14 protein-coding genes are annotated in these 17,647 nt (G+C 52.4%); 8 read left to right on the forward strand and 6 right to left on the reverse strand.

From position 1 onward, the window contains the following. The first annotated feature begins 27 nt into the window (after positions 1–27). Positions 28–1,317 (forward strand): dicarboxylate/amino acid:cation symporter, encoded by a 1,290-nt coding sequence (locus QLG08_RS09755; RefSeq protein ID WP_170934936.1) that lies wholly within the window; start codon positions 28–30, stop codon positions 1,315–1,317. 245 nt (positions 1,318–1,562) lie between these two features. Next, positions 1,563–3,071: a pitrilysin family protein gene (locus QLG08_RS09760; protein WP_013024042.1), complete on the forward strand. Its 1,509-nt coding sequence runs from the start codon at positions 1,563–1,565 to the stop codon at positions 3,069–3,071. Positions 3,072–3,075: 4 nt separating this feature from the next. Here the strand turns inward: QLG08_RS09760 and QLG08_RS09765 are convergent, their stop codons facing one another. The 3 genes from QLG08_RS09765 to QLG08_RS09775 form a co-directional block, all read right to left on the reverse strand. Further along, a complete protein-coding gene (locus QLG08_RS09765) occupies positions 3,076–3,948 on the reverse strand; it encodes an alpha/beta hydrolase (RefSeq protein WP_014607005.1) in 873 nt (290 codons plus the stop codon). Between the two features lie 357 nt (positions 3,949–4,305). Further along, on the reverse strand, positions 4,306–4,695 hold the full coding sequence (locus QLG08_RS09770; protein WP_238492872.1) for a hypothetical protein: 390 nt from the start codon (positions 4,693–4,695) through the stop codon (positions 4,306–4,308). Between the two features lie 176 nt (positions 4,696–4,871). Beyond that, the gene (locus QLG08_RS09775) at positions 4,872–5,804 is read right to left on the reverse strand and encodes a sugar kinase (RefSeq protein WP_014594997.1); all 933 of its coding nucleotides are present in this window, start codon (positions 5,802–5,804) and stop codon (positions 4,872–4,874) included. 268 nt (positions 5,805–6,072) lie between these two features. Between QLG08_RS09775 and pdeH the strand changes: the two genes are divergently transcribed. Together pdeH and QLG08_RS09785 are read left to right on the forward strand one after the other, a co-directional pair. Continuing rightward, on the forward strand, positions 6,073–6,846 hold the full coding sequence (pdeH, locus tag QLG08_RS09780) for a cyclic-guanylate-specific phosphodiesterase (RefSeq protein WP_105092029.1): 774 nt from the start codon (positions 6,073–6,075) through the stop codon (positions 6,844–6,846). A gap of 63 nt (positions 6,847–6,909) precedes the next feature. Continuing rightward, positions 6,910–8,967, forward strand: coding sequence for an AsmA family protein (locus QLG08_RS09785; protein WP_105092028.1), 2,058 nt, complete (start codon positions 6,910–6,912; stop codon positions 8,965–8,967). Here the strand turns inward: QLG08_RS09785 and ppiC are convergent, their stop codons facing one another. After that, positions 8,968–9,249: a peptidylprolyl isomerase PpiC gene (gene ppiC / locus QLG08_RS09790; protein ID WP_013024048.1), complete on the reverse strand. Its 282-nt coding sequence runs from the start codon at positions 9,247–9,249 to the stop codon at positions 8,968–8,970. Positions 9,250–9,396: 147 nt separating this feature from the next. Between ppiC and rep the strand changes: the two genes are divergently transcribed. After that, positions 9,397–11,418, forward strand: a complete 2,022-nt coding sequence (rep, locus tag QLG08_RS09795; RefSeq protein WP_029569329.1) for a DNA helicase Rep — start codon at positions 9,397–9,399, stop codon at positions 11,416–11,418. Positions 11,419–11,434: 16 nt separating this feature from the next. On the opposite strand, the gene gppA is transcribed toward rep, so the two are convergent. Together gppA and rhlB are read right to left on the reverse strand one after the other, a co-directional pair. Further along, positions 11,435–12,919 (reverse strand): guanosine-5'-triphosphate,3'-diphosphate diphosphatase, encoded by a 1,485-nt coding sequence (gppA, locus tag QLG08_RS09800; RefSeq protein ID WP_014594999.1) that lies wholly within the window; start codon positions 12,917–12,919, stop codon positions 11,435–11,437. Between the two features lie 7 nt (positions 12,920–12,926). After that, positions 12,927–14,219, reverse strand: a complete 1,293-nt coding sequence (gene rhlB / locus QLG08_RS09805) for an ATP-dependent RNA helicase RhlB (RefSeq protein WP_013024051.1) — start codon at positions 14,217–14,219, stop codon at positions 12,927–12,929. 117 nt (positions 14,220–14,336) lie between these two features. On the opposite strand from rhlB, the gene trxA reads away from it, so the two are divergent. The 3 genes from trxA (at position 14,337) to wecA (ending at position 17,633) form a co-directional block, all read left to right on the forward strand. Continuing rightward, positions 14,337–14,669: a thioredoxin TrxA gene (gene trxA, locus QLG08_RS09810; RefSeq protein WP_006121430.1), complete on the forward strand. Its 333-nt coding sequence runs from the start codon at positions 14,337–14,339 to the stop codon at positions 14,667–14,669. Between the two features lie 341 nt (positions 14,670–15,010). Beyond that, positions 15,011–16,270, forward strand: a complete 1,260-nt coding sequence (rho, locus tag QLG08_RS09815; protein WP_006121431.1) for a transcription termination factor Rho — start codon at positions 15,011–15,013, stop codon at positions 16,268–16,270. Between the two features lie 277 nt (positions 16,271–16,547). After that, positions 16,548–17,633, forward strand: coding sequence for a UDP-N-acetylglucosamine--undecaprenyl-phosphate N-acetylglucosaminephosphotransferase (gene wecA, locus QLG08_RS09820; RefSeq protein ID WP_028725424.1), 1,086 nt, complete (start codon positions 16,548–16,550; stop codon positions 17,631–17,633). Positions 17,634–17,647 lie beyond the last annotated feature (14 nt).

Genomic DNA, 17,647 nt, shown 5'->3' on the forward strand with positions numbered 1-17,647 from the left:
AACATTACCCTATTCGTTAGTGGATACCTGTTTATGAAACTATTTAAAAGCCTTTATTTCCAGGTTCTGGTCGCCATTGCTATCGGCGTACTTATGGGCCATTTCTATCCAGATTTAGGTACCCAAATGAAGCCGTTAGGGGATGGCTTCGTTAAATTGATCAAAATGATCATCGCGCCTGTGATTTTCTGTACGGTGGTGACCGGTATCGCCGGGATGGAAAGCATGAAAGCCGTCGGCCGCACGGGTGCGGTTGCGCTGCTCTATTTTGAAATCGTCAGTACTATTGCGCTGATTATCGGTCTGATCGTGGTTAACGTTGTACAGCCTGGTGTGGGCATGAACGTTGATCCCGCGACGCTGGATGCGAAAGCTGTGGCCATTTATGCCCAGCAGGCCGAGCAGCAAGGCATCGTTGCCTTCCTACTGGATGTGATTCCGGGCAGCGTGATTGGTGCTTTTGCCAGCGGTAACATTTTGCAGGTCCTGTTATTTGCCGTCCTGTTCGGTTTTGCGCTGCATCGTCTGGGCAACACGGGCACGTTAATTTTCAACGTGATCGAAAGCTTCTCCAAAGTGATTTTTGGCATCATCAACATGATCATGCGCCTTGCGCCTATCGGGGCATTTGGTGCCATGGCCTTTACCATCGGTAAATATGGTGTAGGTTCACTGGTCCAGCTTGGACAGCTGATTATCTGCTTCTATATCACCTGTATTCTGTTTGTGGTGGTGGTGCTGGGACTCATCGCTCGCGTCTTCGGTGGCTTCAGCATCTTTAAATTCATTGCCTATATCAAAGAAGAGCTGCTGATTGTACTGGGCACCTCTTCATCGGAATCTGCACTGCCACGTATGCTGGATAAGATGGAACGGCTGGGTTGTAAGAAGTCCGTGGTGGGGTTGGTGATTCCAACAGGATATTCCTTTAACCTGGACGGAACCTCAATCTACCTGACGATGGCGGCTGTCTTTATCGCCCAGGCCACCAATGCCCACATGGATATCTTCCATCAAATTACGCTGCTGGTCGTGCTGCTGCTGTCTTCCAAGGGCGCAGCCGGGGTAACGGGCAGTGGGTTTATTGTGCTGGCGGCAACGCTTTCAGCAGTAGGACATTTACCGGTTGCTGGCCTGGCGCTGATTTTAGGTATTGACCGCTTTATGTCCGAAGCGCGTGCGCTGACCAATCTGGTCGGTAACGGCGTCGCCACGGTGGTGGTGGCAAAATGGGTTGATCAGCTGGATAAAAAACAGCTGGGTGACACGCTGGCGGGCAAAAATAAGGCAGAAAATCCCTCAGAATCTGCGATTTAACCTTTGAATGTGATTTAATCCTCTCAAATGCCCGCTGTCACTTGCCCTGACAGCGGGCATTTGGATAATAAACCCCACTTGTTTTTTTCAACGTTTTTCACTTCGTTGCGTGACATCCCGGTCTTCCTGTGGTCAAACCTGTTGTTAATGATCGGCAGCGCGAATCGGCCATGTCCGGTTTGCTTATAAACGCGGCTAAACGCGCCAGTGATAACGATTTTTGAATTGTTTGAGTAGGGGTTCACATGCAGGGCACCAGAATTCGGCTTTTGGTTGGTGGATTAGTACTGGCAGCGACCAGTTACGGTGCGCCGGCAGAAACGCTGCAACCTGATCCAGCCTGGCAACAGGGAAGACTGGACAACGGATTTAACTGGCAACTGTTGGCAACACCGCAACGGCCAAGCGATCGCATTGAGTTACGCATGGTGGTTAATACCGGTTCACTGGTGGAAAGCGCCCAGCAAACCGGTTTTAGCCACCTTTTGTCACGCCTGGCGCTGGTACACAATACCGCCCTGGATACGAATCAGCAGCGCGCATTATGGCAGCAGAGTATCGATCCACAGCGGCCTCTGCCGCCGGTTATTTCATCGTATGATTACACGCAATACAATTTAAGCCTGCCCAATAACCGCCCTGAGTTACTGAAAGAAGCCCTGAACTGGCTGGCGGCCACGGCGGGTGATATGGCGATTACCAATCAGGTTGTCGATACAGCCCTGTCCGCTTCCGATCCGGTAAGAACCTGGCCTGCGGATACTCAGGATGTCTGGTGGCGCTATCGGCTGAAAGGATCGGCGTTGCTAGCGCACGATCCGGCTGAGAAGCCGCGTGCCCCCGTTGACGTCGCGCAGCTGAAAAGTTTCTACCAGCAGTGGTATACACCAGATGCCATGACACTTTATGTCGTCGGCAATGTCGACAGCCGTAACCTTTCCGAACAAATCAACAAAGCGTTTTCACCGCTGGAAGGCAAGCGCAGCGCCCCTGCATCCATGCCCACCTTGTCTCCTTTACCGCATGATCCGGTTAATCTGGTCAGCGGCACGTTAGCGCAGGATCGCCTGTCCCTTGTCTGGGATACGCCGTGGCAGCCCATCCGGGACTCACAGAACTTGCAGCGTTACTGGCGTAGCGATCTGGCGCGCGAAGCGCTGTTCTGGCACGTGCAGCGCGCGATGAGCAATAAAAAAGTTCAGGGTGTGCAGGTGGGATTTGACTGTCGGGTGCTTTACCAGCGTGCGCAGTGTTCCATTAATATGGATACGCGCAATGACAGCCTGGAACAGAATATGAACCTGGTTGCCCGCGAGCTGGCTGCCGTGCGCGATAACGGTTTGCCACAGGAAGAGTTTGATGCCCTGATGGCCCAAAAACTTCTGGAGCTGAATAAGCTGTTCACAACCTACGCGCGCACAGATACTGACGTGCTGATTAGCCAGCGTTTACGATCGCAGCGCAATTCAGTGGTAGATATTGCCCCGGAGCAGTATCAAAAGCTGCGGCAGGATTTTCTCTCCGGCCTGACGCGCGATCAGCTCAATCAGGAGTTGCGGCAGCAACTTAGTCAGGAGTTAATGATGGTACTGATTCAACCGGAAGGTGAATCAGAAACCAACGTTAAGAGCCTTAAAACGGGCTGGGATAAGCTGATGACGTTGCCTGCGACAGCATCTGCACCAGCGGCAGGCGGGGACGTCAGCCAGCCGGACAGTAACGCTGCCGGTGATGCAGCGCCACCGACCTCCTGATCCATCAGGTTTTTGCCCTGAGCCATTCGGTCACTAACATTGGCCAACTGGCGAGGGGCAAATCCGCGACGCCACGGATGCCAAAACCGTGCCCGCCTTTCTGGTAAAAATGCACTTCGACGGGAACATTGTGTTCCCGTAATGCGCTGAAAAACACCATGCTGTTATTCACCGGGACGGCATCATCATCGGCGGCATGAATCAGCAAGGTCGGCGGCACCTGGTTGTGCACCCGGGTTTCGAGTGAATAGGCATCAATCGCTTTCTGGTCAGGCCATGCGCCTAATAAACGGGTGCGCGAGCCTTCATGGGCCAGGCCATCACGCATACTGATCACAGGATAAACCAGCACCATAGCGTCCGGACGAGGCGAAAAATTCTCTGCGTTGTCCTGAACGGGATAAATCTTCTCCGCAAACCGCGTGCCGAGACTTGCGGCAACGTGGCCGCCAGCCGAAAAACCCATCATAACAATGTATTTGCCGTTCAGCCCACGCTGCGCCCGCTCACGCAGGACGCGCACGGCTCGCTGCGCATCGGCGAGTGGAGCATCTGGTCCTTCATGATGTCCGTCATAGGGCAGGCGATAGGTCATGACGGCCAGGGTGTAACCCATAGAGGTGAAAAAGGTTGCCAGCGCGCTGCCTTCACGGTCAATCATGATGCGATGGTAGCCACCGCCGGGCGCGACCAGGAGCGTAATCCCGTTGGATTCCACAGGATGCCAGATAGCCATTTCCGGGCAGCGAACGCCGGTTGCCACGCGATCGTAGGGTTCGTACTCTTTTGCCGTATCGACGATTTGTGGCTGAGCGCGAGAATCGCTGGCACCGGGCGCATCACCATTAGGCCAGATATTAATGATTTCAGTATTCATAGCTGTGTCCTGATGCGAGAGATGTTGTCGTTGTTTTGTTCGCGGCCGTGAAAACAGCATCCTGCTGTCGCTGTTTAAAAGATGGCCTGTTTTGGCCTAATCGTCCAACTCAAAACCGCTAAAATGCCGAGATTCAGACTATGCCTGGCATGCTGAACATGGTGCTAAGCCGATAATTTTAAAGGAATAAAAATGAATTAAGATTAGCCAGCATTAACGGACGAGGGCAGGATAAAGCAGGAAGAAAACGGGTTGGCTGACTTAAGTAAAATGAATGGATTTTCCTTTTGCCATGACGGAAACGGAGGACATATTTATCGTGTTTTTATTTAAAGAAAGTGATGTGTTGCTGCGCGGTTAATCGCTGTGCAAGCGGGAAGTCTGGCACGGGCTGCGCCGCGCCAGAACGCGATGGCTATGGGCTTTCATCGATAATGAGCATATCCCGATCGTCAAACTTCCAGAATGATGCCCAGGCAATCTCCCAGTAATCGCCGTCGGGATCGCGGAAATAGCCGCTGTAGCCGCCCCAGTGGACTTTTTGTGGCGGCTTGACCTGGTTCCGCCGTGATGTTGTACCAAAGCCATGAGATCATCGACCTCCTGCTCTGACTTAACATTTATGGCAAAAGTAATCCCGTTGAACCCGCCGTAAGCCAGCGCAGGCGGATGGCTTTCATTGATATCTTTTGCCAGATTTTGCAGCGGATAAGGCTCAAGCCTGGTGCCGGCATGATTGAAAAACACAATGGGCGGATTCTGCTCAGTCACCTGCGTTTTAAAACCGATGCCTTTATAAAAGGCCAGGGATTTTCCCTATAACGCCCGCCCAGGCAGACCAGATTGATGCGATTCATACTGACTCTGTTTACAGTCAGGCATGGCCAGGATACTCGTCTCACCCTGGCCACGCGACAGAGCAATTATGCAGGCATATCTTCCTGCGGAATAATCGCCCCACGAAACTGAATAACCGTGCTGGCAGTGAGATGACCACGCTGGGCGGCCTCCTCGACCGAGGCGCCAACCAGACGCTTAGCCAGATAGCCCGCACTGAACGAATCGCCCGCCGCCGTGGTGTCAATGATCTTTTCTTTAGCCAGCATGATTGACGGAACCTCTCTAACAGGCTGGTCTTCCGCGGCAATCAGGCAGGATTCCGCACCGCGCTTGATGACGATCTCGCTAACGCCTGCCTGACGTGCCCGGGCAATGACGTCTTCGACAGGCTGCACGCCCCATAACAGATGCTCGTCATCCAGCGTCAGGAAGGCAATATCCGTGTTGTCGAGCATCTTTTGATAGGCCTGGCGAGTGCTGGCATTGTCTTTCCAAAGGCGAGGCCGGTAATTATTATCGAAAATCACCTTGCCTCCGTTTTTGCGGCAGTTTGCCAGCAGCTGCATGAGCTTTGCACGGCTGGCGTCAGTCAGGATAGCAAGACTGATACCGCTGAGATAAAGGTAGTCGTAATGTTCCAGCTGCTGGCAAATGTCTTCTGCCAGAGGGCCATTTAGCCAGTAGCGTGCCGCCGCGTCATTGCGCCAGTACCAGAATGTGCGCTCGCCCTGGTCGTCTGTCTGGATCATGTACAGACCGGGCATTTTATCCTCAAGGCGTTGGATCAGGTCGGTATGCACGTTTTCCTGCTGCCAGCGGGCGATCATCTGTGCGCTAAAGGGATCGTTTCCCAGCGCCGTCACGTAATCCACCCGGATTTTGTGTTGATCGACCTGTCGGGCAAGGTAAACGGCCGTATTGAGCGTATCACCGCCAAAGCCGCGTTTAATGTTGTCGCCTTTTTCGGACAGTTCAATCATGCATTCACCGATAACGGCGATTTTTTTATGCGTCATGGTTTAAGGCCTGTAGTTTACATTTGCTTCAGTCTCGCGTTTGTTAGCGTCATCGTCAACTTTTTAAAACAGCGTTTTAATTTAATTTAGGGTGAGGTAAAGCGATAATTAACCCGATAAAGCGGCTTGTTTCGGCGATTGTCGCACTAAAAGAGGCGTAGACTCGTTGCTTCAACGTGGCCGGGTTTTCACTAAGTTGTCGAATGTTAAACGATAAACGCTGCCAGGCCGCCAGATGAAGGCGCTTACTATCAACCAGGAAAAGACCATGGTTATGGAGAATTTTAGTCAATGGCTACCTTCTTCAATTGACATCAATCCGCAGCAAAAAAAACGTCTCATCTGGCAACAGTGTCAACGCAGCTATACCTTTCAGCCCATCTATAAGGTTTCGGGGCAACTGCTGGCGATTGAACTGCTGACGGCCATCACACATCCGTCTGAACCAGAGAAGAAACTGTCTCCTGAAGCCTATTTTTCTGAGCTGGAAATAGCACAACGCCTTGTTATTGTTCAGGAGCAGTTAGAATTACTCACCCAGTGGGAATCGTTCTTTGGTCGCAATAACGTCATGGCATCAGTGAATATTGACGGCCCTTCGTTGTCGTTGATACAAAACCATGTACCGATTCGCAGTCTGATTACCCGTTTACCCTGGGTTCGCTTTGAGCTGACCGAGCACCACGTCCTGCCTCAGGAGGAGATGGTCGCGCAAATGCCTGAACTGGGGCCGTTGTGGCTGGATGATTTCGGTTCGGGCATGGCGAACTTCTCTGCACTGACCGAGCTTAAATACGACTACATTAAGCTGTCACGTGAACTTTTTATTCTCTTACGTGCGTCAGATGAAGGCCGGATACTTTTTCCCATGCTGTTGTCGCTGATAAATCGTTACTGCAACGGCGTGATTGTTGAAGGCGTTGAGACGCAACAGGAGTGGGATCAGGTTAAATCGTCCCCGGCGATGGCGGCTCAAGGGTATTTTTTTTCTCGTCCTGCTCCCTTTTCCGAACTGGAAAGCCTTCCTGTCCAGCTTGATTGATCCCTTCCCGCGCGCTCTCGACTATCTTTAACGGAGACCGTGAAAGAGCAGGGAGGAAGCCTAATGTCACGCGCCGGAAAAATTGTAAGCTGGATTGGCGGGATTGTTGTATTGCTGATCGTCGTTGTAGTGATAGTCATTGCAACATTCGACTGGAATCGCCTGAAACCCACTATTAATCAGAAAGTGTCTGCGGAACTTAACCGTCCCTTTGCCATTCGGGGGGATTTGGGCGTCGCATGGCAGCGTAACCCTGAAGAACCCGGATGGCGCGGCTGGTTACCCTGGCCTCATCTGCACGCCGAAGACATTATGTTGGGCAATCCCCCTGATATTCCTGACGTGACCATGATCCACCTGCAACGCGTGGACGCCACACTTGCCCCGCTGGCCCTACTGCACAAAGAAGTCTTTATCCCGTGGATAAAACTGCAGCAGCCTGATGCCCGCCTGATTCAGACCGCCGATAAGAAAAACAACTGGACCTTTACCCTCGCTGACAGCGACAGCAAAGATGACAATGCGCCACCTTCAGCCTGGTCATTTCGTCTCGATAATATTCTGTTCGATCAGGGCACCATTCTCTACCGCGATGCCGTTAACCAGGGCGATGTCACGCTGAAGGTTAACCCGCTCGGCAAGCCTGTGCCCTATTCACAAATCGCGGGCGGAGACGATAAACAACAAGGCGCGGATGATTTTGTCTTTGGCTGGCAGGCAAGCGGCAGCTACCACAATGAAAAACTCACGGGGCAGGGCAAGATTGGCGGCATGTTATCCCTGCGTAGTCAGACCACAGCGTTCCCGATTCAGGCAGACGTTCGGAACGGTAGCACGCGCGTACAGCTGACCGGCGGCGTTCAGGATCCCCTGAATCTGGGCGGGCTGGACGTGCGTCTACGTTTTTCTGGCGATACGTTGGCAAACCTCTATGGTCTGACCGGCGTTCTGTTACCGGATACCCCGCCTTATGAAACTGATGGCCGCCTGATTGCCAAATTTACCGGCAAAGACGGCGCCGTTTTTCGTTACCAGGGCTTTAATGGTCATATTGGCGACAGCGATATTCATGGCTCTCTGACCTACAGCCAGGGCAAGCCACGGCCAAAACTGGTCGGTGAACTCAGATCGGATCAGTTACGTATGGCGGATCTGGGCCCGTTGATCGGCGTTAACTCGGGCAAGGGCAGCGAGAAAACCGAACAGGCCAAGGCAAAACGCGGTGAAAAAACCGTACAGCCTGCGGATCGCGTTCTGCCTCACGACAGGTTCGACACCAAAAGCTGGGACGTTATGGATGCGGATGTGAAGTTTAGCGGCAAGCGCATCGAACACAGCAGTTCACTACCGTTGAGCGATCTTTACACCCATTTGCAGCTCGATAACGGAAACCTGCTGCTTGATCCACTGCGTTTCGGTATGGCGGGCGGTAATCTGAACAGCACCATCCGCCTGGAAGGGAATCGCTCACCGATGCGGGGCCGGGCCGATATTCATGCCCGTAAACTTCGCCTGCGCCAGCTGTTCCCCGATGTACAGGCGATGCAAAACAGCCTTGGGCAGCTGAACGGCGATGCCAGCCTGACCGGCACCGGCAACTCCGTTGCTGACCTGCTGGCAACCAGCAACGGTCAGTTGAAACTGCTGATGAACGACGGACTGATCAGCCGCAACCTGATGGAAATTGCCGGACTCAACGTCGGCAACTATCTGGTCGGTAAGCTGTTTGGTGATGATGAAGTTCGTATTAACTGTGCGGCCACCGATCTTAAACTGCAAAACGGTCTGGCCACGCCAAACCTGTTCGTGTTTGATACGGAAAATGCCGTCATTAACGTGTCAGGCAACGCGAACTTTGCCAACGAGCGGCTGGATCTTTCAGTCAATCCAGAAAGTAAAGGCATCCGAATCGTGACCCTGCGCTCGCCCTTGTATGTTCGGGGCACCTTCAAGCATCCGGACGCTGGCGTGAAAACCGGTCCCTTACTGGCACGCGGGGCGGCGGCGGTGGCATTAGGTGCTGTGGTCGGGCCTGCGGCAGCGCTGTTGGCGCTGATTTCACCCAGTGATACTGACGAGAATCAGTGCAGCCGGGTCCTGCAGCAAATGAAGAAGAAGTGATCAGTTGCGATAGAGCACTTTGATAATGTGATAACCAAAAGCGGTTTTCACCGGCCCGAAAGGTTGTAGCAACGGGCAGGTGAATACCGCTTTATCAAAAGCCGCGACCATTTTTCCCCGACGAAACTCGCCTAAATCTCCCCCGTTCCGACCAGAAGGGCACACAGAATGCTTGCGGGCAAGCTGCTGGAAGTTTTCGCCTTTTTGCAGTTTTTCCAGCAGGGCGATAGCCTGCGCCTCGTGTTTCACCAGAATATGTAAAGCTGCGGCAGTTTTCGCCATGATAATGTCTCTGTTGTGTATAATCGTCCCCCATTATAAACCTGTCTTTTCAAATCGCAGATGCGTTTACCGCACCTGTTCACTGAGCCTGTACATGCCGGCTTGCGGTTTGAAATCGGTATCTTATTTCAACAGAGCGATGTCCCGATGCGTTTAAACTCCAGCCAACAACGAGCCGTCGAATTTGTTACCGGTCCCTGTCTGGTGCTGGCAGGCGCTGGCTCGGGAAAAACCCGCGTAATCACCAACAAAATCGCGCATCTGATTCGTGAGTGTGGCTATCAGGCCCGCCATATCGCCGCCGTGACCTTCACCAATAAAGCCTCACGCGAAATGAAAGAGCGCGTGGCGCAAACGCTGGGGCGCAAAGAGGCGCGCGGCCTGATGATCTCCACGTTTCACACGCTGGGTCTGGAAATCATCAAGCGCGAATATGTGGCGCTGGGCATGAAGTCCAACTTTTCCCTGTTCGACGATCAGGATCAGTTGGCGTTACTCAAAGACCTCACCAGCGAGTGGCTGGAAGAGGACAAGACGTTACTGCAGCAGCTCATTTCTACCATTTCGAACTGGAAAAACGATCTGGTTGATCCGCCGCAGGCGGCCGCGCTGGCCCGCTCGGAGCGGGATAACGTGTTTGCCCATTGCTATGCCCTGTATGACCGGCATCTCAAATCCTGTAACGTGCTGGATTTTGACGACCTCATTCTGTTGCCTACGCTTCTGCTACAGCGTAATCAGGACGTCCGCGAGCGCTGGCAACAACGTATTCGCTACCTGCTGGTGGATGAATATCAGGACACAAACACCAGTCAGTACGAACTGGTGAAGCTGTTGGTCGGCACCCGTGCGCGTTTTACCGTTGTAGGAGATGACGATCAGTCGATTTACTCCTGGCGCGGTGCCCGGCCACAGAATCTGGTCCTGCTTAATGAGGATTTTCCGGCGCTGGAGGTGGTCAAGCTTGAGCAAAACTACCGCTCTTCACAGCGTATTCTCAAAGCCGCGAATATTTTGATCGCCAATAATCCCCATGTGTTTGAGAAGCGTCTTTTTTCTGAACTGGGTCTGGGCAGTGAACTCAAGGTGCTGAGTGCCAATAGCGAAGAACATGAGGCCGAACGGGTAACGGGCGAACTCATTGCCCATCACTTTATCAATAAAACGCAGTATAAAGATTACGCGATACTGTACCGCGGTAATCATCAGTCCCGCGTGTTCGAAAAATTCTTGATGCAGAACCGCATTCCCTATCGCATTTCAGGCGGGACCTCGTTTTTCTCTCGTCCTGAGATCAAAGACCTGCTGGCTTATCTGCGGGTGCTGACCAATCCCGATGATGACAGCGCTTTCTTGCGTATTGTGAATACGCCACGGCGCGAGATTGGTCCGGCAACGCTGCAAAAACTCGGTGAGTGGGCCAATATCCGCAATAAAAGCCTGTTTAACGCCAGCTTTGATGTGGGCCTTGGGCAAACGCTGACGGGGCGCGGCCTTGAACATCTGCAGCGCTTCACCCACTGGCTCAACGACATTATCCAGCTCAGTGAGCGTGAACCGGTTAATGCCGTGCGCGATCTGATTCGCGGCATCGATTACGAAAGCTGGCTGTTTGAGACATCGGGCAGCCCCAAAGCCGCTGAAATGCGGATGAAAAACGTCAATACGCTGTTTCAGTGGATGACGGAAATGCTGGAGGGTAGCGATCTGGATGAGCCGATGACGCTGGCGCAGGTTGTCACCCGCTTTACGCTGCGCGACATGATGGAGCGCGGTGAGAGCGACGAAGAGCTTGATCAGGTACAGCTGATGACGCTTCATGCCTCAAAAGGGCTGGAGTTCCCCTACGTGTTTCTGGTCGGCATGGAAGAAGGGCTGTTGCCGCATCAGAGCAGTATCGATGAGAACAACATTGAGGAAGAGCGCCGTCTGGCCTACGTTGGCATTACCCGCGCGCAGAAAGAGCTGACGTTTACCTTGTGTCGGGAGCGCCGTCAGTATGGTGAGCTCATCCGCCCTGAACCCAGCCGCTTTCTGCTGGAGCTGCCGCAGGACGACGTAGTGTGGGAAACCGAGCGCAAAGTGGTCAGTGCAGAAGAGCGCATGAAAACCGGCCAGAGTCGGGTGGCCGGATTACGTGCAATGCTGGAAAAGGCGAAAAAGAGCTAATCCGTCGCAGACGGGATCAGGAAAGCGTTAACGACCAGTGAACATAGGACTGATAGTGGCTTTCCTGTTCGAGCAGCTCGGCCCGCAGAGGATGTGCTTCCAGCCAGCCCGCCGGTAACGTAACGTGCAGTGCTTCATCATCCGCCTGCATACGAACGGCGGGTAACGTGTCATCACGACGCCGAGTCGAGAAGATAATGGACAGCCGTAGCAGACGGCACAAACGCTCGGCCAGCCTCGGCGGCAGGGCGTTTTGTTGCGTGAGTAGCGCAAGGTCGATGCTGCCACTTTGATTTTGCAGTAAACAGGCCAGCAATTTTTTCTGCGCTGGGGTGAAACCCGGAAGATCAAGGTGGCGGACCAGATAGGCCGCGTGCTGCGGTGCCTGACGGAAATCGACGCTCAGCCCGATTTCATGAATCGCACAGGCGCTTAGCAGAAGCTCCCGACAGCGCTGATCCAGTTTCCAGTGAACACTGACCTGGCGAAAAAAACTTTCCGCTAGCTGCCGGACCCTGTCTGCCTGGCAGACATCAATATTGAACCGGCGCTGCACATTTTGCAGCGTGCGGCTGCGAATATCGCGATCGACTGGCAGGTGCAGCATTCCGTACACCAGCCCTTCGCGCAGCGCGCCGCCGGCCAGCGTCATGCTGTCAATATTGAGTTCCTGAAAGATGGCGATAAGAATGGACAAACCGCTTGGAAACACTAACGCCCGCTCCAGCGTCAGGCCTTCGATTTCAAGCTCTTCAAGTTTGCCGCACTGAATGGCCCGCTGTTTTAACTGCTGTAGCTTACTCAGGGTGATGCGCTCATCCATGCCTTGAGCGACCATGATTTCCTGCAGGGCCTGAACGGTTCCGGACGCACCAACGCACACCTGCCAGCTCTGTTTGCGCAGTTCTCCGGCAACAGGTTTCAGCATCGCTTTGGCAGCCTCTTCAGCCTGGTCAAAATTCTCTTTAGCCAGGTGGCGATCGCCAAAGAATCGCTCCAGCCAGGTGACACAGCCCATCTGCAGGCTAAACAACACGTTGGCATGGGAGCCATCGCCGGTGGCTAACTCTGTGCTGCCACCGCCGATATCCACGACCAGGCGTTGATCGGAACCCCCGGTAGTATGTGCTACGCCTTGATAAATCAGACGCGCTTCTTCTTCGCCGCTAATCACATTGATGGTGCAACCCAGAATCTGTTGCGCCTTATCAAGAAACGCCTGCGCATTAGCAGCAATGCGTAACGTGGCGGTTGCCACTACCCGAATTTGATCGGGAGGAATATCCTGAAGCTGTTCAGAGAAAAGCCGCAGACATTGCCAGCCCCGGGCCATGGCTTCGGCGGACAGGCAATTGGATTTATCCAGGCCTGCTGCCAGGCGCACCTTGCGCTTGATTTTGGCGATGGTCTGGATACTTCCTGACACTTCGCTGACGACCAGCATATGAAAGCTGTTAGAGCCTAAATCAATTGCAGCATAGAGAGTCGATGCGCTTAGCATGGTCAACTTAACCCGAACGTTTACGGTTGCTATGACGGGGTGCACCGCGACGGCCGGTATTGTTGCCTCCGCGACGCTGACCGTTGCCTGAGCGATTGCGCGTCAGACGTTTCGGTGGCGGTAATTCAGTTAACAGCGCGTCGCTGTTGTATTTACTCACCGGAATGCTGTGACCAATGTACTCTTCAATACCGGGCAGGTTTAATGCGTACTCTTCACAGGCCAGGCTGATGGAGTGACCGCTTGCGCCTGCACGTCCCGTACGGCCAATGCGGTGAACATAGTCTTCGCGATCGTCCGGCAGGTCATAGTTAAATACGTGCGTCACCGCAGGAATATGCAGGCCACGAGCCGCAACGTCGGTCGCGACCAGAATATCAATATCGCCTTTGGTAAAGTCATCCAGGATACGTAAACGCTTCTTCTGTGCCACGTCACCCGTCAGCAGGCCGACCCGGTGACCGTCTGCAGCCAGATGGCCCCAAATGTCTTCACAGCGATGCTTGGTATTCGCAAAAATGATTGCTCTGTCAGGCCACTCTTCTTCTACCAGCGTCTGTAACAGGCGCATTTTCTCTTCATTCGAAGGGTAGAAAAGCTCTTCTTTAATGCGATGACCGGTTTTTTGCTCAGGTTCAACTTCAACGTATTCGGCGCTGTTCATGTGCTCGAATGCCAGCTCACGCACGCGGTAAGAGAGCGTGGCGGAGAACAGCATGCTCAGGCGTTGCGTGGCCGCAGGCATGCGACGGAACAACCAGCGGATATCTTTTATAAAGCCGAGATCGAACATGCGATCGGCTTCGTCCAGTACCATGACCTGAATGGCACCGAGATTGACGTGATTCTGCTTGGCGTAATCGATTAAACGGCCGGTGGTACCCACCAGAATGTCGACACCGTTTTCCAGTACTTTTAACTGTTTGTCGTAGCCATCGCCACCGTAAGCCAGACCTAATTTAAGGCCGGTTGATGCCGCCAGTGGTTCAGCATCGGCGTGAATTTGCACCGCAAGTTCACGGGTTGGGGCCAGAATTAAAGCGCGAGGTTGGTTAACCTGGCGGCCCTCTGGAGCAGGGTGAGAGAGAAGATGATGAAACGTTGACGTTAAAAACGCCATCGTTTTGCCGGTACCGGTTTGCGCCTGACCTGCGACATCACGCCCTGAAAGCGTAAACGGCAGTGCTAACGCCTGGATAGGCGTGCAGTTATGAAACCCTTTTTTATCAAGGGCTTCCACCACCAGAGGGTGCAGGGCGAAGTCGGAAAACTTCTGTTCAGTTAAGTGTGTTTTGCTCATAGTGTGGTAGAATATCAGCTTACTATCGCTTTACGAAAGCGTATCCGATGAAATAAAGTCAACCAACATTGGTTTATATTACGCCAATTCGCCAGGCACAATCTTGTGGAGTAAAACATGAGCAGCGATAAAATCGTTCATCTGACCGATGACAGTTTCGACACCGACGTGCTAAAAGCCGACGGCGTTATACTGGTAGATTTCTGGGCTGAATGGTGTGGTCCTTGTAAAATGATCGCGCCAATCCTTGATGAAGTTGCAGAAGAGTATGATGGCAAACTGACCATCGCTAAGCTGAATATTGACGATAACCCAGGCACTGCGCCTAAATACGGCATTCGCGGCATCCCGACGCTGCTGCTGTTCAAAAACGGTGAAGTCGCTGCGACAAAAGTGGGCGCATTGTCCAAAGGTCAGTTAAAAGAGTTCCTGAACGCCAACCTGGCGTAATCGGGCCGGGCGTCCGGCAGTGGTTAAATTTTTGCCTGCTGCTGGACGTTCGCTTTTAAGCGTGCTAACTTATTTTCACTGCACTATGAACATACCTTGTAGTTAGCATTCAAAGTTTTCTCTTGTTAGACCCTGTCATACTGTACCTACCAGCGGTTTAGCAATCTAACGACTAGCTCTACTCTGACTAAGTCGACCGTCTCCTCGCTCCCAGTCATTATTCAAGACGATGATCGTTGAGAAGAGTTGAAAAAGTCATTAACAGAACAGGCATGGACTAACTGCCATACCATTCACGACAAACATTTCGAGTATTACCCCGAGTTTAAGAACCCATCAATATGAATCTTACCGAATTAAAGAATACGCCGGTTTCTGAGCTGATTACCCTCGGCGAGAATATGGGGCTGGAAAATCAGGCTCGTATGCGCAAGCAGGACATTATTTTCTCAATCCTGAAGCAGCACGCGAAAAGCGGCGAGGACATCTTCGGTGATGGTGTGCTGGAGATATTGCAGGATGGATTTGGATTCCTCCGCTCTGGAGACAGCTCCTACCTCGCCGGTCCTGATGACATCTACGTTTCTCCCAGCCAAATTCGCCGCTTTAACCTCCGCACTGGTGACACCATCGCCGGCAAAATCCGTCCACCAAAAGAAGGTGAGCGCTACTTTGCCCTGCTGAAAGTTAACGAAGTTAACTACGACAAACCAGAAAACTCGCGTAACAAGATTCTGTTCGAAAACCTCACGCCGCTGCACGCTAACAGCCGTCTGCGTATGGAGCGGGGTAATGGCTCAACTGAAGACTTAACCGCTCGCGTACTGGACCTGGCGTCACCGATTGGTCGTGGTCAGCGTGGTCTGATTGTGGCACCGCCGAAAGCCGGTAAAACGATGCTGCTGCAGAATATCGCGCAGAGCATTGCTTACAACCATCCAGACTGTGTGCTGATGGTGCTGCTAATCGATGAGCGTCCGGAAGAAGTGACAGAGATGCAACGCCTGGTGAAAGGTGAAGTGATCGCGTCCACCTTCGATGAACCGGCTTCGCGTCACGTTCAGGTGGCCGAGATGGTGATCGAAAAGGCCAAGCGCCTGGTCGAGCACAAAAAAGACGTCATCATTTTACTCGACTCCATCACGCGTCTGGCCCGTGCCTACAACACCGTCGTTCCGGCCTCCGGTAAAGTACTGACCGGTGGTGTGGACGCCAACGCCCTGCATCGTCCTAAGCGTTTCTTCGGTGCGGCACGTAATGTGGAAGAGGGCGGGAGCCTGACCATCATTGCGACCGCTCTGGTGGATACCGGTTCGAAGATGGATGAAGTGATTTACGAAGAGTTTAAAGGCACCGGTAACATGGAGCTGCATCTCTCGCGTAAAATTGCCGAAAAACGTGTCTTCCCGGCGATTGACTACAACCGTTCAGGTACCCGTAAAGAAGAGCTGTTAACCTCTCAGGAAGAGCTGCAGAAAATGTGGATCCTGCGTAAGATTATCCATCCAATGGGTGAAATCGACGCGATGGAATTCCTGATTAACAAGTTGGCCATGACCAAAACCAACGACGAATTCTTCGATATGATGAAGCGTTCTTGATCCTTTAGAGCGTCATCTGACTATGATGGCGTTTTTTTCTTTAAATGGTCATAAAATAGCCCCGACGCCACGTTCTGACGTGGCGTTTTTTATTTTCGGGCTATAGGATTGAATGCTGGCAGACGTGATAATAATGACGGTGGCAGTGGTGGACGATTAACCGTTCGTGCACCTCTTCATGCCGAATTCGGAATCTGGAACGGTAACAGGCGCGATTTTTGACGTAATGTGAGTTCCAGGATGATAGCTGAGAGCGTTTAACGTGAATTTACTCACTATGAGTACTGAGCTTGGTTTAGTTTTTATCTTTTCCTTGGTATTTCTTTTCCTTGCTCGCAAAGTAGCAGAAAAAATTGGATTGGTAGACAAGCCAAACATGCGCAAGCGCCATCTTGGCGTTATTCCACTGGTTGGCGGAATATCCGTGTATGCAGGAATTTGCTTCGCCTTCTTCATCACTGACTACTACTTGCCGCACGCTAAGCTTTACCTGGGTTGTGCAGGCGTACTGGTGTTGGTTGGTGCACTTGACGATCGCTTTGATATCAGCGTGAAGATTCGGGCAACAGTACAGGGTATTGTGGCGCTGGTAATGATGTTTTGCGCCAAACTGTACCTGTTGAGTCTGGGATTCATCATTGGCCCGGTAGAACTGATAGTTGGGCCCTTTGGTTATGTGTTGACGCTTTTTGCCGTCTGGGCAGCGATTAATGCTTTTAACATGGTTGACGGTATTGATGGTCTGCTGGGTGGCCTTTCCATGGTGACGTTTGGCGCCATGGGGATCATTCTTTATCTTGATGGGCAGCACAGTCTCGCAATGTGGTGCTTTGCCATGATAGCTGCCACGATCCCCTATATTTTACTTAATCTTGGTTTTCTGGGACGCCGTTTTAAAGTATTCATGGGCGATGCAGGCAGTACCATGATTGGTTTTACGATTATCTGGATTTTGCTTGAAACCACGCAAGGCTTAAGCCATCCCATCACACCAGTCACAGCATTATGGCTGATTGCAATTCCTCTGATGGATATGGTCGCGATTATGTACCGTCGGTTACGCAAAGGAATGAGCCCTTTTTCTGCCGATCGCCAACATATACATCACTTAATCATGCGAGCGGGTTTTACTCCTCGTCAGGCTTTTGTACTGATTACCGCTGCTGCTGCTCTGCTGGCGGGCATAGGCGTGCTGGGTGAATACCTGGCCTTTATCCCTGAATGGGTGATGTTAGTCCTGTTCTTGATTGCCTTCATGGGCTACGGCTATTGTTTGAAACATGCATGGCGCGTCGCGAGAAAGATCCGACGCTTCAAACGACGCCTTAATAATCTCAGCAATGCCAGAAAAAATGTACCCTGATAAGACTTAACAAA

Source organism: Pantoea sp. V106_11 (assembly GCF_029967885.1).
GTDB lineage: Bacteria > Pseudomonadota > Gammaproteobacteria > Enterobacterales > Enterobacteriaceae > Pantoea > Pantoea ananatis.

Coding starts and splice junctions, on each gene's coding strand:
- pdeH (WP_105092029.1), top strand. CDS start 6,073: ATGGTTATGGAGAATTTTAGTCAATGGCTACCTTCTTCAATTGACATC.
- QLG08_RS09785 (WP_105092028.1), top strand. CDS start 6,910: ATGTCACGCGCCGGAAAAATTGTAAGCTGGATTGGCGGGATTGTTGTA.
- gppA (WP_014594999.1), bottom strand. CDS start 12,919: ATGCTAAGCGCATCGACTCTCTATGCTGCAATTGATTTAGGCTCTAAC.
- rhlB (WP_013024051.1), bottom strand. CDS start 14,219: ATGAGCAAAACACACTTAACTGAACAGAAGTTTTCCGACTTCGCCCTG.
- trxA (WP_006121430.1), top strand. CDS start 14,337: ATGAGCAGCGATAAAATCGTTCATCTGACCGATGACAGTTTCGACACC.
- QLG08_RS09760 (WP_013024042.1), top strand. CDS start 1,563: ATGCAGGGCACCAGAATTCGGCTTTTGGTTGGTGGATTAGTACTGGCA.
- QLG08_RS09765 (WP_014607005.1), bottom strand. CDS start 3,948: ATGAATACTGAAATCATTAATATCTGGCCTAATGGTGATGCGCCCGGT.
- rep (WP_029569329.1), top strand. CDS start 9,397: ATGCGTTTAAACTCCAGCCAACAACGAGCCGTCGAATTTGTTACCGGT.
- rho (WP_006121431.1), top strand. CDS start 15,011: ATGAATCTTACCGAATTAAAGAATACGCCGGTTTCTGAGCTGATTACC.
- wecA (WP_028725424.1), top strand. CDS start 16,548: ATGAGTACTGAGCTTGGTTTAGTTTTTATCTTTTCCTTGGTATTTCTT.
- QLG08_RS09775 (WP_014594997.1), bottom strand. CDS start 5,804: ATGACGCATAAAAAAATCGCCGTTATCGGTGAATGCATGATTGAACTG.
- ppiC (WP_013024048.1), bottom strand. CDS start 9,249: ATGGCGAAAACTGCCGCAGCTTTACATATTCTGGTGAAACACGAGGCG.